Source organism: Candidatus Villigracilis saccharophilus, assembly GCF_016711665.1.
Genome location: NZ_JADJSO010000022.1, coordinates 71,409 through 87,569 on the forward strand (window position 1 = coordinate 71,409; position 16,161 = coordinate 87,569).

The 16,161-nt window shown below is 52.5% G+C and carries 9 protein-coding genes and 1 pseudogene; 9 read left to right on the forward strand and 1 reads right to left on the reverse strand.

The features are described 5' to 3' along the window. Window positions 1-369 precede the first annotated feature (369 nt). Window positions 370-1,083, reverse strand: a complete 714-nt coding sequence (locus tag IPL17_RS09295) for a response regulator transcription factor (protein ID WP_345306809.1) — start codon at window positions 1,081-1,083, stop codon at window positions 370-372. Window positions 1,084-1,857: 774 nt separating this feature from the next. Here IPL17_RS09295 and IPL17_RS09300 point away from each other — a divergent pair. The 9 genes and pseudogenes from IPL17_RS09300 to IPL17_RS09340 all read left to right on the forward strand — a co-directional run bounded on the left by IPL17_RS09300 (window position 1,858) and on the right by IPL17_RS09340 (window position 16,041). Further along, entirely contained in the window at window positions 1,858-2,133 is a 276-nt protein-coding gene (locus IPL17_RS09300; RefSeq protein WP_345306810.1) for a hypothetical protein, read from the forward strand. 160 nt (window positions 2,134-2,293) lie between these two features. Next, window positions 2,294-5,350 carry an Ig-like domain-containing protein gene (locus tag IPL17_RS09305; protein WP_345306811.1) on the forward strand — a complete coding sequence of 1,019 codons (3,057 nt, stop codon included), beginning with the start codon at window positions 2,294-2,296 and terminating at the stop codon, window positions 5,348-5,350. Then, window positions 5,283-8,822: a right-handed parallel beta-helix repeat-containing protein gene (locus tag IPL17_RS09310; protein WP_345306812.1), complete on the forward strand. Its 3,540-nt coding sequence runs from the start codon at window positions 5,283-5,285 to the stop codon at window positions 8,820-8,822. The genes IPL17_RS09305 and IPL17_RS09310 overlap by 68 nt, the downstream gene beginning before the upstream one ends. After that, window positions 8,764-9,231, forward strand: coding sequence for an MBG domain-containing protein (locus tag IPL17_RS09315; protein WP_345306813.1), 468 nt, complete (start codon window positions 8,764-8,766; stop codon window positions 9,229-9,231). The genes IPL17_RS09310 and IPL17_RS09315 overlap by 59 nt, the downstream gene beginning before the upstream one ends. Then, window positions 9,194-9,430: a hypothetical protein gene (locus tag IPL17_RS09320; protein WP_345306814.1), complete on the forward strand. Its 237-nt coding sequence runs from the start codon at window positions 9,194-9,196 to the stop codon at window positions 9,428-9,430. The genes IPL17_RS09315 and IPL17_RS09320 overlap by 38 nt, the downstream gene beginning before the upstream one ends. Before the next feature lie 321 nt (window positions 9,431-9,751). Beyond that, window positions 9,752-10,944: pseudogene (locus tag IPL17_RS09325) on the forward strand (InlB B-repeat-containing protein); the annotation flags it as partial. Window positions 10,945-10,989: 45 nt separating this feature from the next. Next, on the forward strand, window positions 10,990-13,089 hold the full coding sequence (locus tag IPL17_RS09330; protein WP_345306815.1) for an InlB B-repeat-containing protein: 2,100 nt from the start codon (window positions 10,990-10,992) through the stop codon (window positions 13,087-13,089). Between the two features lie 52 nt (window positions 13,090-13,141). Next, window positions 13,142-13,816: an InlB B-repeat-containing protein gene (locus tag IPL17_RS09335; RefSeq protein WP_345306816.1), complete on the forward strand. Its 675-nt coding sequence runs from the start codon at window positions 13,142-13,144 to the stop codon at window positions 13,814-13,816. Continuing rightward, a complete protein-coding gene (locus IPL17_RS09340; protein WP_345306817.1) occupies window positions 13,780-16,041 on the forward strand; it encodes an InlB B-repeat-containing protein in 2,262 nt (753 codons plus the stop codon). Before IPL17_RS09335 ends, IPL17_RS09340 begins: the two co-directional genes overlap by 37 nt. Window positions 16,042-16,161 lie beyond the last annotated feature (120 nt).

The window sequence follows — 16,161 nt, forward strand, 5'->3', positions numbered from 1 at the left end:
CATATTCACCACGCCAGATCTTTATGGCCGTGGGCTCACTGCACTCTCGTTTTCGCATTTCTCCGACAAACTCATCGAATGACATGTTTGTTTTTTCAGCCATTTGTTGAACGACACTGCTCATATTTGTTCCTTGATTTATATGTTTGCTATGGCAACATAAAAAGAAGTTGTGAACTGAAATCGTAAATTACTGAAGAATTGTTTATTAAATTTTATTTCGAAAGCTATTTGAAAATTGATGCAGACATACTTTACCCCCGTAAATCTTTTTGAATCTTTGATCTTTATTTGAATTATTTTGAGATAAAGTTGAGCTACTCTATCAGATACACTGTACTGCCCCCCGTTTGTTTGAAGCCTCTATTTTCACGGAACCATATCATCCTTTCGTGGCGCAAACCAATATCCTCGCCCCCAAAGCGTGCGGATATATTGATGCCCGTGTTTGCCATCCTTGATTTTTTTTCTTAGATAATATATGTAGAGGGAAGTTTCGGCTGAGTCGTTGATGTACAGTTCCCCCCATGCCTCGCGCATCAGTTGGTGATGTGATACGATTTTCCCCTGTTCTCGCGCTAAATATGCCAGCAAGTCATATTCCTTGGGGGAAAGGTCAATGATCTTCCCCTGAAGTTTAACGCTCTTGGATAAAAAATCAATTTCCAGTACAGGGTCTGTGTAACCGTTAATATATGAGATTTCGCTGTTGTTTTGATTGTTTGAACGCCTGAGCAGCGCGCGTATACGTGCCTCGAGTTCATTCTTGTTAAACGGCTTTCTTAAAAAATCATCCACTCCCACGTTGAAGCCATGTAATATATCGTTTGCATTAGTGCGCGCAGTTAACATCAAGATCGGCAGGCTGGATAATTCGCGCAAACGCGAACAAACATTAAATCCATCCAAATCAGGCATCATAATGTCGAGGATGATGATGTCTGGGTGAATCGTGTATGCCTGTTTTAGTCCGTCCTCCCCTGAATATGCCTGATAGATGATGAGGTCAAGGGGTTTTAGAACTGTTTCAACCAGTTTTCCAAGTTCAGGGTCATCATCAATCACAAGTAATTTTTTATTCAATTGATATTCCCTTCCATCAAATTTTGTTGAATAATATTGTACGACTCTAATTTATTGTCTGCAAGTCTCAACAGGGAGAAATGTGGGATGTGCAAAAAATCAGGGGATGTAGATTTCTTCAAGAGTTCAACATCATTCTGTGTCTCAAAAAAAGCCTCCAAAAAAACTGATATCCACCCTCGTCCAGTGTGGCCCGATATCTTATTGGGCTCATTTTTTTGTGTATTATTTCACAAAGTATATCGTAATATGCTGAATTTTTCAAGCATGCCGTTTTATGACTTGTGCCTCGGCCAGCCGAGGTGTCTTTTGTGGCGCTCACTTTCTGTGAAGCATTCAGCGTGTTTATAGGCTGAAAATTACTGGGCGATAGCAATGCCAAATCGCTGATGCGGTTGCTCAGATCTGATTTCAAAACCTTAACAATTTCCCAGGCCTCTGAACTGAAAATCCCCACTGCTTTATGAAGAGATATCCACTAGTATCAAGAATGGGGATATCACTATTTTTTCACTTGCATAACTTGGGGGAAATACAGTCTGCCAATAATGGGAGATGAAACCCTGTACCTGACAGAATAACTCAACTTTGTCTCAAAATAATTCAAATAAAGATCAAAGATTCAAAAAGATTTATGGGGGTAAAGTGTGGCTGTGTCAATTTTCACATTGCTTTCGAAATAAAATTTAATAAACAATTCTTCAGTAATTTGCAATTTCAATTCACAACTTCTTTTTAGATTTCCTTATGTGAAATTATTGTGTGAGGAACAGTATGGATGATCTCTCTCAAAATTTAACTGGAAAGGCAGATATGCCAACCAAGGTGGACAGTGTTGTTCAACAGTTGGCTGAAAAGATAAAAATGTCATTCGATGAATTTGTTGGGGAAATGCGAAAACGGGGTTGTAGCGAACCTACCGCCATAAAGATCTGGCGTGGTGAATATGAGAATTTTGATAATTTCAATGACCACGATATATCACTGAGCAATCTTCGCAAGGCGGCAGATGTATTGAAAGTAGTAACAGGAACACTTTTACCAAAATAAAGCCAGGAGATTTAAGCCCAGATCACATGTTGATAAGGCCAAATGATACAGATCGTTCGAATCATAAGTTGTAAAAAATAATAACGACCTATTAGTTAAGGAACATACTCCATGTTGTTCAAGATTTTTATAATGAATACGATTCTCGGGAGGGAACGTCATGCACACTAAAAGAACCACATCACTAGCTGTAATCAGCCTTCGGGTCATTTATAGTTTAATGATCCTATCCATGCTCCTGGCTGGCGTTGGAGTTACACCGGCCCATGCCGCCTCACCTGACACGATCAGTGGTAACGCAGGTGTAGCGGGAGCAACCATCACATGGAATGGCAGCGGCAGCGACTCCGATGGCTCAATGACCGCGGATGCCTCGGGGAACTACTCGTTCCAGGTCACATATGGTTGGTTTGGGGAATGGAATGGCACGGTTACGCCTTCAAAGACGGGCTATACCTTCTCACCTTCCAGTAGAAATTACAATATCAGTTCCGACCAGACCAATCAGAATTACTCTGCTACGCCGGTCACATACACGATTAGCGGCAGTACTGGGACTGCTGGTGCTGGTGCAACCATCACCTACACTGGCGGCTCAACGACTGCGAACGGCACCACGGGGAACTATTCATTCACTATCCCACATGGCTGGTCTGGCACGGTCACACCTTCCAAGGCCAGCTATTCCTTTACGCCTGCCAATAGAAGTTACGCCAACGTCACATCCAACCAGGTCAATCAGAATTACACTGCCGTAGCGGCCACGCCAAGCATCTCTGGTAACGCGGGTGTCGGCGGGGCGACACTAAGCTACACAGATGGCACCCCAAAGACTGCCACTGCGGATAGTTCTGGCGTGTATTCCTTCCAAGTTTCCAACAACTGGTCCGGCACGGTGACACCTTCCAAGACCGGTTTTTCCTTTGTGCCAGGCAATAGGGCTTATACCAATGTAGTTACAGGTCAGGTGGATCAAAACTACACCGCCAGGCCGATAGCCTTTAGTTTTGCATCCATGGGGGATGGGCAGGCGGAAACAGCCTACTTTACTGCCACCGTCAACCAAATTAAAAACCTCAATCCCGCGTTGATACTTTACAACGGAGATCTGCAGGATACCGGATTCGTTGCAACCCAAATAAATCCGATGATCAACGTGCTGAAAACCGCGAACGTATTTAATAAAACTTTTTTGGTCAGAGGCAATTCCGATAATAATGTAGAAGGAAGCGCGGCCTTGTGGGAAAATTATTTTGAAACGGCCCCGAATATAAAAGTGTTGCCGCCATATGTGACCAATAAGACAGCGCTCAATTCCTCCTCGGACCATTTGAACTATAGTTTCGATTATGGAAATTCCATCTTTATTGGATTGGATGTTCCGGGAGATATTGATTTCTTGGAACAAGTCGAAATGGACTTCCTCAATTCCCGCCTAACGTATGCCGAGGGACAGGGATTAACGCACGCGTTTATTTTCTTCCACGGGCCGGAATATCCTGTGACAAGCGTACATTCTTTATGCTCAGGCAGAGCGGACGCTGGTTGCACGCCTCCGAACCTGATGACCATCATCAACGATCACCCAATTGTTACTGCAACCTTTCATGGCCACGAACATGTTTTAGGGTGGACGCATATGGATAATACCCGCGTCGCGGGACTAACCCGAAGTTACGAGCAGTTCATCACTTCCCCCTCCGGCAGCGGAACTTACAACGAGTATGTTTACCCGGATCGAATGGATTATGTATATCCAGATATGGATAACTCACAGGGCTTTGCGACCATCAGCGTAGACGGCGACTCGTTCACATATAACATATATAAGGTAGGTACAACCCTGCCAGTCTGGTCGCATACTTTCTCCAAAACAAACACAGCACCGACGATCAGTGACATCACCGACCGGACCACGGATGAAGACACCGCCACCAGCGCCGTCCCCTTCACTGTCGGTGATCTGGAAACCACCGCGGCTTACCTGACCGTCACGGCCACCTCATCAAATACGGACCTTGTGCCGAACGGAAATATTTCCCTGGGCGGCAGCGGCGCAAACCGAACCGCCAGCATCATGCCCGCCCTCAACCAGAGCGGCACTGCCACCATTACAGTCTCCGTGATGGACGGTTCGACAGTCACCACCAGCGACACCTTCCTGCTGACTGTTAATCCAGTTAATGATGCACCCGTTGCCGATGCCCAATCTGTCAGCCTGTCCTGGAACACATCCATCGACCTGACCCTGACCGGCACAGATGTGGAGGGCAGCCTCTTAACTTACAGCATTGTGGATGATCCGGCGCATGGCAGCTTGAGTGGCAGCGGCGCGAACCGGACGTACACGCCCGCTACAAACTACTCGGGGCCAGACAGCTTCACGTTCAAGGTCAACGATGGAACAGTAGATAGCGCGACTGCCACCGTGGGCCTAACCGTGACTGCTCATACTATTTCCGGAAACGCGGGAGTTGGAGGCGCCATTCTCACTTATACAAATGGCACACCCAAGACTGTCACGGCGGATGGCGCCGGCCTGTACAGTTTCCAGGTTCCCACCGACTGGTCTGGCACGGTCACGCCTGCCAAGGCCGGCTATATCTTCTCGCCCACCAGCATGACCTATGCCAATGTGCTTGCCGATCAAACTGCGCAAGACTACACCACTACAGGCGTCACCTTTACCATCTCCGGTAACGCCGGCCTGGCAGGTGTCACCCTCAGTTACACGGATGGCACACCCAAGACTGTTACCACGGATGAAGCCGGCTTGTATAGTTTCGAGGTTCCTTATAACTGGTCTGGCATGGTCACACCTTCCTTATCAGGTTTTGGGTTCAGACCCGCCACTCGTACATATACCAATTTGACTTCAAACCAGTTTGTCCAGGATTACAGTACAACCACCGCCCGCGTCTACTATGTCGACAAGACGAATCCGGCTTGCACAGACGTTGGTCAAGTAGGTTCGTTCGCCCTTCCATTCTGTACGATTGGAAGAGGCGCATATCTTGCAACTGCTGGCCAGATAGTGCATGTCATCCACGGCACTTATGCAGAGACGGTCTATCCAAGGAATAACGGCGCTGACGGAATCCGATTTCCTACTGGGGGATCCCGGCGTTACGGTGACCGGACAACCTCAAATGACTGTTTCACCTTTCACTGCTTACCCAGGTTTCGCGCTGTCATCCAAGAGCTATATCGTCATTAACGGTTTCAACATCACTCAAACTGGTACTAAAGGCATCTACGCGGATAGTTCAAGCTACCTCACCATCACGAATAACCACGTTACCTACGCTGGTGCTACTTCAACGACTCACCCCTATGAGCAGGGCATTTATTTGAAGGCCACCACCTACTCCACGATCAGCGGTAATACCACGGATCATAATACGTGTATTGGCATCCGGCTGCTCAACAACAGCAATAACAACCTGGTCAGTAACAACCTCTCATATTCCAATTTCTCGATTGTCGAGAGCGATGCAGCCGGGATCGAGACGACCGGCAGCAGCTATAACACCATTATCAACAATGTTACCTATAGCAATGAGGATAGTGGGATCAATATCTATGTGAATTCCTCCACTGGCGTGCAGTCCACCAACAACCTAGTCATTGGAAACCTGAGCTACGAAAACGGCGATCACGGTATTGACATCAACAATTCGCCGAACAACACCATTGTGGGTAATACGGTGCATGGGAATGGTACGACTGGTATAAACGTTGAAGGTGAAGCCAGTACGGGTTCACACCATACAACGTTAATCAACAATATCAGCGCTGGAAACGGGTTTACTCCTCCGGCAGGTTCTTTTGCCGGCAATCTGCGCGTAGACTCGGCTTCCATCAGCGGGACCACTCTCGATTACAACCTCTACAACCGTGAGAGCGCCGCTTATCAGCTTATCTGGAATGATGTCAGCTATCTCTCTCTGGCGGATTTTCAGGCTGCCGTGCCTACACAAGAAATACATGGGTTGGAAGGGGATCCAAAATTTGTTGATCCAGTCCCGTCTGTTCTGCGAAAAACTGGGGTGCCTTATGTAGGTCTCGGAATTTTCGGCAATTACTACCCACAACCCGGGTCACCGGCGATTGATAGCGCCAACTCCAATGCTCCCAGCCAACCGGTCTCCGATATCGATGGAAACGCCCGCGTGGACGATCCGGCTACTCCGAATACCGGCGCTGGCGTGCGGGATTACGATGATCGCGGTGCTTATGAGTTTTTGCCTTTAGGGCAGTCAATGCCTATGGTCACTACTCAGACAGTGACTAACATTATGGCCACAACTGCCAATGGGAACGGTAACATCACTGCAACAGGTCAGCCCAATCCCACAGAGCATGGTGTCGTCTGGAGCATAAATCCTGATCCCACCATCGCAGACAACAAAACCACAGATGGTCCCGTCAGTGCAACCGGTGCCTTTACCAGTTCCATGACTGGTCTGACACCCGGGACGTTGTATCATGTCCGTGCTTATGCCACCAACACAGCCGGCACCGCATATGGCGAGGATATCACATTCACTGCCCTCATTACGCCTACAGTCACCACCCTGGCGGTTACCGACATTACAACCACAACCGCCACAGGCAATGGCAATATCACGGCCCTGGGTCTGCCAAACCCGACCCAACATGGTGTGGTCTGGAGCACATCGGCCAACCCGACAACTGATGATAACAAAACCACAGGTGGTTCGGTGAGTGCGACAGGTACTTTTACCAGCGTCATCACCGGCCTAACGCCGGGGACGCTGTATCACCTCCGCGCTTATGCCACCAATGTGGCTGGCACATCTTACGGCGAGGATGTCACTTTCACTGCTGCTCATGTTTCTTCAGTCAGCACTTCGGCGGTTACGGACATTATGACCACCACTGCCACAGGCAATGGCAATGTCACCTCGCTCGGTGTGCCCAATCCCAGCCAGCATGGAGTCGTCTGGAGCACTAATGCCGATCCCACCATCGCAGATAACAAAACCACAGATGGTGGTGTTTCTGTGACCGGCGCCTTCACGAGCAATATCACTGGCCTGACACCTGGGACGCTGTATCACCTCCGCGCTTATGCCACCAACACAGCAGGTACTGTCTATGGCGAGGATGTCACTTTCACCACTCTCCTGGCGCCAACAGTCATCACTCAGGCAGTCACCGAAATTACAACTACGACCGCTACAGGTAATGGCGATATCACCGCTCTGGGTTCGTTCAATCCGACCGAACATGGTTTTGTTTGGGCAACCACAGCCAATCCCACTATAGCAAATAGCAAAACCACGGATGGTCCGGTCAGTGAGATTGGCACCTTTACAAGTGCCATCACCGGCCTAACACCTGGAACGATATATCATGTTCGTGCATATGCTACCAGTGCAGCAGGCACATCGTACGGCGAGGATCTCACATTCACTGCTCTGATTGTCCCTACGGTAACCACACAAGCTGTCACATCCATTGGGACCACCAACGCCATCGGAAATGGCAATGTCACAGCGCTCGGTGTGCCCAATCCCACCCAGCATGGCGTTGTCTGGAGCACATCCACCGCCCCCACCCTCGCAGATAGCAAGACCACAGATGGTGATATCTCCATCACCGGCACCTTCACGAGCAGCATCACGGGTCTTACACCAGGCTTGCTGTACCATGTCCGTGCCTATGCTTCAAATGTGGCTGGCACATCGTATGGAGAGGATGTCAGTTTCACTACTCTTCCATCGATTACAGGAATCACCACCCCGACTACAAATGCTGGGACAGGCGGCAATGTAACAATTACAGGAACAGCCGATTGGGTTAACCCTGGCTACATCACTGCTGATGACACCAGTTATGCAAGTGCCTCTCTCACAGGCAGTGTCCTAAGTTCCGGTTATCTGGAAGGTACCAATTATGGCTTTGCCATTCCTGCAGATGCAGTCATTAATGGGATTGTGGTCACCATCGGACGCCATGAAAGCGGTACCAGACCCGACTATATTGATGTGCGTGATAGCACTGTCAGACTGCTGAAGGCAGGTGCCATGATCGGGAACAATAAAGCCGCAACCGGAACGGAATGGCCGACACCTAATCCCATTGCCGCCATATACGGCACAACCGCCGATCTTTGGGGAACCACCTGGACACCCGCAGAAATCAATGCCAATAATTTTGGTGTGGCTCTCTCTGTCGTCAGTGGAGTCAACAGAATTGCCTATGTAGATTACATGAAAATCTCCGTCACCTATACAGTGACAATGGTCGGCTCCAACACAACCGTAAATTGTGGCGCGGGAACCCCAATCGTTAGTTATGGCTCAAACATCACCTGTGTCGCCACCGTCGTGCGCGGCTCGGGTGACAAGACCCCCACAGGAAATGTCAGTTGGACCACGAACGGCAGCGGCAGCTTTGTCACCAGCCCGTGTGCTCTCTCGGGCTCCAACGGAACCGCCACCTGCTCTGTGACTTATACGCCCAGCTCTGTGGGCAGCGGCTCACATTTGATCACGGCCACTTATGCCGGAGATCCAAACTTCTTCACCAGCAACGGCAGCCAGACTGTAACCGTAAACAAAGCCCCCGCTACTGTAACCCTTGGCGGTCTGACACAGGTTTATGATGGCACACCCAAGTCGGCGACTGCCACCACCAGTCCAGGCGGGACTGACTGTTAGCTTCACCTACGATGGTTCTGCAACCGCTCCGATCAATATTGGCAGCTATGCTGTGACCGCCACAGTTACCGATCTGAACTACACCGGTACAGCAAATGGAACATTGGTCATTCTGCCAGCCACACATAGCATACCGCTCACAGTCGGTTGGAATCTGGTTTCATTCAATGTCCACCCAACTAACACAGATATCGCGACGGTCCTCTCCAGTATTGATGGCAATTACGACCTGGTCTATGCCTGGGATGCAACAAGCTCCAGTAACAACTGGCTGATGTACGATGACAGCCGCAGATACTTTGGAGGTAACTGGCCTTGTTCCAGTAACAACCAACATCAACTTATATACCAATGCCGGTGGCTGGAACCTGGTGGCCTACCCATCCGGGGTAAATCGTCCACTGCCTGAGGCATTGAGTGACAACGGCGTCGGCACCGATTTCTCACTTGTGTATGCGTATGATGCAGACGATGCTGTCCCATGGAAGTTGTTCGACGCGAACATGCCGCCCTTCCTAAACAGCTTAACCGAATTGTTGCCAGGTTGGGGTTACTGGGTCAAAGTCAATGCGAATCACACGTGGAGCGTTGAGTATTTAGCTGAGTAAATGCATATCTTCGGTAAGGTCAGGGGCAATTGTCAAACATACCTGACCTTACCCAAAAGAAGATGTGATGCCAAACACACAAACAAAATGGACACAACCAACTGGAAGAAATTAGATCGATCCATAAGAGGTGAAAAATGAAAATTCAACATATCTTCACCGCCTTATTTCTAGCCATTGCTCTTACACTCAGCAACTTTGCGACGGCATTTGCCGCCCCTCCGCGCCCTCCAGTTTTAGGGGAACGGTCAGCTGGATGGAGCAGATGTGCCTGCTGGCACCGTTATTTCAGCTCGTATTAACGGAGTTGAATATGCTTCAATGGAGGCGATTTTATATGCTGGGGACTCAGTTTACTTTTTTGATGTGCCTGGCGAGGACCCTGATATTGCAGGTGTTCAAGGCGGTGTTCCAGGAGATACCGTTGTTTTCTATATTGGCAGTTATGTAGCTGATCAGACTGCTCTATGGCAAAGCGGAACCAGTATTGAGTTGAATTTAACGGGAACGTCCTTCCGCACTGTCACCTTCAACGCCAACGGCGGGACTGGCACGATGACTCCGCAGATCGCGAATGTTCCCACCGCCCTGACTACCAATACCTTCACCCGCACTGGCTACACCTTCGCGGGCTGGAACACCCTCGCGAATGGCACGGGCACCAACTACACTGACGGCGCGGTCTATTCCTTCGGCGCAGACATCACCCTCTACGCCAAGTGGACGGTGAACAGCTACACCATCACGTTCAACAGCAATGGCGGCTCGGCGGTTGCTCCGATCACCCAGCCCTTCGGCTCGGCGGTCAGCGCTCCGACAGCCCCGACCAAGACTGGCAACACCTTCGGCGGCTGGTACAGCGACGCAGGTCTCACCACAGCCTACACCTTCACAACCATGCCGGCTGCGAACATCACCCTCTTTGCCAAGTGGACAGTGAACAGCTACACCATCACGTTCAACAGCAATGGCGGCTCGACGGTTGCTCCGATCACCCAGCCCTTCGGCTCGGCGGTCAGCGCTCCGACAGCTCCGACCAAGACTGGCAACACCTTCGGCGGTTGGTACAGCGATGCAGGTCTCACCACAGCCTACACCTTCACAACCATGCGGCCTTCGAACATCACCCTGTATGCCAAGTGGACAGTGAACAGCTACACCATCACCTTCAATAGCAATGGCGGCTCGGCGGTTGGTGCGATCACCCAGCCCTTCGGCTCGGCGGTCAGCGCTCCGACAGCACCGACCAAGACTGGCAACACCTTCGGCGGCTGGTACAGCGACGCAGGTCTCACCACAGCCTACACCTTCACAACCATGCCGGCTGCAGACATCACACTGTATGCCAAGTGGACGGTGAATAACTACACCATCACCTTCAACAGCAATGGCGGCTCTGCGGTTGGTGCGATCACCCAGCCCTTCGGCTCGGCGGTCAGCGCTCCGACAGCACCGACCAAGACTGGCAACACCTTCGGCGGCTGGTACAGCGACGCGGGTCTCACCACGGCCTACACCTTCACAACCATGCCGGCTGCGAACATCACCCTGTATGCCAAGTGGACGGTGAACAGCTACACCATCACGGTCAACAGCAATGGCGGCTGGCGGTTGCTGCGATCACCCAGCCCTTCGGCTCGGCGGTCAGCGCTCCGACAGCACCGACCAAGACTGGCAACACCTTCGGCGGCTGGTACAGCGATGCAGGTCTCACCACAGCCTACACCTTCACAACCATGCCGGCAGCAGACATCACCCTGTATGCCAAGTGGACCGTGAATAACTACACCATCACCTTCAACAGCAATGGCGGCTCTGCGGTTGGTGCGATCACCCAGCCCTTCGGCTCGGCGGTCAGCGCTCCGACAGCACCGACCAAGACTGGCAACACCTTCGGCGGCTGGTACAGCGATGCAGGTCTCACCACGGCATACACCTTCACAACCATGCCGGCTGCGAACATCACCCTCTATGCCAAGTGGACGGCTCTGCCCAATCACACCGTGACCTTCAACAGCAACGGCGGAACCGGCACGATGGCTCCGCAGATCGCGAATGTCCCGACCGCCCTGACGCTCAATTCCTTCACACGCACAGGCTACACCTTCGCTGGCTGGAACACTCTCGCGAATGGCACAGGCACGAACTACGCTGACGGCGTGAGCTACTCCTTCAGCGCAGACATCACCCTGTATGCCAAGTGGACAGCCAACAGCTACACCATCACCTTCAACAGCAATGGCGGCTCGGCGGTTGGTGCGATCACCCAGCCCTTCGGCTCGGCGGTCAGCGCTCCGACAGCACCGACCAAGACTGGCAACACCTTCGGCGGCTGGTACAGCGACGCAGGTCTCACCACAGCCTACACCTTCACAACCATGCCGGCAGCAGACATCACGCTGTATGCCAAGTGGACAGTGAACAGCTACACCATCACGTTCAACAGCAATGGCGGCTCGGCGGTTGGTGCGATCACCCAGCCCTTCGGCTCGGCGGTCAGCGCTCCGACAGCACCGACCAAGACTGGCAACACCTTCGGCGGCTGGTACAGCGATGCAGGTCTCACCACAGCCTACACCTTCACAACCATGCCGGCCTCGAACATCACCCTGTATGCCAAGTGGACAGTGAACAGCTACACCATCACGTTCAACAGCAATGGCGGCTCGGCGGTTGCTGCGATCACCCAGCCCTTCGGCTCGGCGGTCAGCGCTCCGACAGCACCGACCAAGACTGGCAACACCTTCGGCGGCTGGTACAGCGACGCAGGTCTCACCACAGCCTACACCTTCACAACCATGCCGGCAGCAGACATCATGCTGTATGCCAAGTGGACGGTGAACAGCTACACCATCACCTTCAACAGCAATGGCGGCTCTGCGGTTGGTGCGATCACCCAGCCCTTCGGCTCGGCGGTCAGCGCTCCGACAGCACCGACCAAGGCTGGCAACACCTTCGCTGGCTGGTACAGTGATGCAGGTCTCACCACGGCTTACACCTTCACAACCATGCCGGCCGCAGACATCACGCTGTATGCCAAGTGGACAACTCTGCCGATGCACACGGTGACCTTCAACGCCAACGGTGGGACTGGCACGATGGCTCCGCAGATTGCGAATGTCCCGACCGCCCTGACGCTCAATACTTTCACACGCACAGGCTACACCTTCGCGGGCTGGAACACTCTCGCGAATGGCACAGGCACGAACTACGCTAATGGCGCGAGCTACTCCTTCAGCGCAGACATCACACTGTATGCCAAGTGGACCGCTCTGCCGACGCACACGGTGACCTTCAACAGCAACGGCGGAACTGGTACGATGACTCCGCAGGTCGCGAATGTCCCGACCGCCCTGACGCTCAATACTTTCATACGCACAGGCTACACCTTCGCGGGCTGGAACACTCTCGCGAATGGTACAGGCATCAACTACGCTGACGGCGCGCTCTACTCTTTCGAAGCAGACATCACGCTGTACGCCAAGTGGACAACTCTGCCGACGCACACGGTGACCTTCAACGCCAACGGTGGGATTGGTACGATGACTCCGCAGGCCGCGAATGTCCCGACCGCCCTGGCGCTCAATACCTTCACCGCACAGGCTACACCTTCGCGGGCTGGAACACCCTCGCCAATGGCACGGCACGAACTACGCTAATGGCGCGAGCTACTCCTTCAGTGCAGACATCACGCTGTATGCCAAGTGGACAGTGAACAGCTACACCATCACGTTCAACAGCAATGGCGGCTCGGCGGTTGGTGCGATCACCCAGCCCTTCGGCTCGGCGGTCAGCGCTCCGACAGCCCCGACCAAGACTGGCAACACCTTCGGCGGCTGGTACAGCGACGCAGGTCTCACCACGGCATACACCTTCACAACCATGCCGGCTTCGGACATTACCCTCTATGCCAAGTGGACGGTGAACAGCACACCATCACGTTCAACAGCATGGCGGCTCGGCGGTTGTGCGATCACCCAGCCCTTGGCTCGGCGGTCAGCGCTCCGACAGCCCACCAGCTGGCAACACCTTCGGGCTGGTACAGCGGTCCACGGCACACCTTGGCCGCACACACCGTGCCAAGTGGACGCTCTGCCACACACCGTGACCTTCAACGCAACGGGGACTGGCACGATGGCTCCGCAGGTCGCGAATGTCCCGACCGCCCTGACGCTCAATACCTTCACCGCACAGGCTACACCTTCGCGGGCTGGAACACCTCGCCAATGGCACAGGCACAACTACACTGACGGCGCGATCTACTCCTTCGCGCAGACATCACCCTCTATGCCAAGTGGACACCTGCCGATCACACCGTCACCTTTAACGCCAACGGCGGGACTGGCACGATGGCTCCGCAGGTCGCGAATGTCCCGACAGCCCTGACGCTCAATACCTTCACCCGCACAGGCTACACCTTCGCGGGCTGGAACACCCTCGCCAATGGCACGGGCACGAACTACGCTGACGGCGCGATCTACTCCTTCAGCGCAGACATCACACTGTATGCCAAGTGGACAGTGAACAGCTACACCATCACGTTCAACAGCAATGGCGGCTCGGCGGTTGGTGCGATCACCCAGCCCTTCGGCTCGGCGGTCAGCGCTCCGACAGCCCCGACCAAGACTGGCAACACCTTCGGCGGCTGGTACAGCGACGCGGGTCTCACCACGGCCTACACCTTCACAACCATGCCGGCTGCGAACATCACGCTGTATGCCAAGTGGACAGCCAACAGCTACACCATCACGTTCAACAGCAATGGCGGCTCGGCGGTCACTGCGATCACCCAGCCCTTCGGCTCGGCGGTCAGCGCTCCGACAGCTCCGACCAAGGCTGGCAACACCTTCGGCGGCTGGTACAGCGATGCAGGTCTCACCACGGCATACACCTTCACAACCATGCCGGCTGCGAACATCACGCTGTATGCCAAGTGGACAACTCTGCCGACGCACACGGTGACCTTCAACGCCAACGGTGGGACTGGCACGATGGCTCCGCAGGTTGCGAATGTCCCGACCGCCCTGACGCTCAATACCTTCACACGCACAGGCTACACCTTCGCGGGCTGGAACACTCTCGCGAATGGCACAGGCACGAACTACGCTAATGGCGCGAGCTACTCCTTCAGCGCAGACATCACACTGTATGCCAAGTGGACCGCTCTGCCTCCCACATGTTATGCGCTGGCTCTCAGCCATACCGGGCAAGGTACAGATCCTGTCGCAACTCCCGCTAACTCAACCGGTTGTGCCGCAGGTCAATATCTTACCGCTGCATCCATTAGCTTGAGCGGGGCAGTACCAACCTCCGGTTGGCAGATCAGCAGTTGGACTGGCACCAATAATGACACCAGTACTGCCAACATAAACACGATCACCATGCCTGCCCATGCTCATTCAGCTAGTGTCAATTACACGCTGATCAAAGTTACGCCGACCTTGTCTGTAACAAATTCGCCGGTTATCTTCAACGGGACTCCACAGGCGGCGACTGTGACTGGCTCAGTTGCGGGTACGGTTAGCAATATTAAATATAATGGCGTCGCAACCGTGCCGACCAATGCCGGCACCTATACGGTCACAGCGAATTTCGTGCCAAACGATCCGACCGCTTATAACAGCCTGACGAATGCCGTTGCTGGTTCTTTTTCAATCAACAAAGCCACGCCGACATTATCTGTAACGAATTCGCCGGTCGTCTTTAATGCCACTCCACAAGCGGCGATTGTGACTGGCTCAGTTGCGGGTACGGTTGGCAATATTAAATATAATGGATCTGCAACCGTGCCAACAGCTATCGGCACATATGCCATCACAGCAGACTTCGTGGCGGGTGATAGTGCCAACTACAATAGCCTGATCAACGCGGCAGCTGGAGACTTTGTGATCAATAATGGTTCCGGCGGCTTGGGTTCTGGTGGAGATACAACCGGAGTCTTTCGGCCGAGTAATGGGCTTTTGTATCTGAAGAATGCCAACACAACGGGCTTTGCAGATATCGCCATTAACTATGGATTGGGAGGAGATTATCCTATAACAGGAGATTGGGACGGTAACGGAACAGATACGATTGGAATTTATCGCAACGGCTCTTTCTACCTGCGCAATTCCAACACCATTGGTTTTGCTGACCTGGAGTTCGCCTTTGGTCTTCCAGGTGATCAGCCGGTTTCTGGGGACTGGGATGGGGATGGCACTGATACAATCGGTGTCTATCGCAACGGCCAATTCCTGCTGCGCAACAGCAATTCTGCGGGGCCAGCGGATACGAGCTTCTATCTTGGAAACCCGGGCGATGTTGGCATTGCAGGGGATTGGGATGGTGACGGTCTGGATACCACCGGGGTCTTCCGCCCAAGCAATGGTGTGATCTTCCTGAAGAATACAAATGTAAGCGGATTCGCAGACGTTGCGCTAAATTATGGCTTGGCTAATGACCAACCTGTGATCGGCGATTGGAACGATGATGGAATTGATACCATTGGGGTATATCGAAACGGTTCCTTCTACCTGCGGAATTCCAATACGATAGGGTTCGCAGATATAGTATTCGCTTTGGGCATCCCCGGTGATATGCCGATCTCAGGCAACTGGGATGGGATCCCATAAAATATACTGATCGAATTTTGTAAAAACGAGAAACATGGCTATGCTGTCGGGGAGCATAGCCATGTTCTTTTTAATTGTGAGTTCAAAGTTTTTTTGGCTGAGACTGCGTGTATCGAGGCC

What these genes read in the sequence shown, in the direction of transcription:
- IPL17_RS09340 (WP_345306817.1), top strand. Translation starts at nt 13,780, where the DNA reads ATGGCTCCGCAGGTCGCGAATGTCCCGACAGCCCTGACGCTCAATACC.
- IPL17_RS09315 (WP_345306813.1), top strand. Translation starts at nt 8,764, where the DNA reads ATGATGGCACACCCAAGTCGGCGACTGCCACCACCAGTCCAGGCGGGA.
- IPL17_RS09310 (WP_345306812.1), top strand. Translation starts at nt 5,283, where the DNA reads ATGACTGTTTCACCTTTCACTGCTTACCCAGGTTTCGCGCTGTCATCC.
- IPL17_RS09300 (WP_345306810.1), top strand. Translation starts at nt 1,858, where the DNA reads ATGGATGATCTCTCTCAAAATTTAACTGGAAAGGCAGATATGCCAACC.
- IPL17_RS09305 (WP_345306811.1), top strand. Translation starts at nt 2,294, where the DNA reads ATGCACACTAAAAGAACCACATCACTAGCTGTAATCAGCCTTCGGGTC.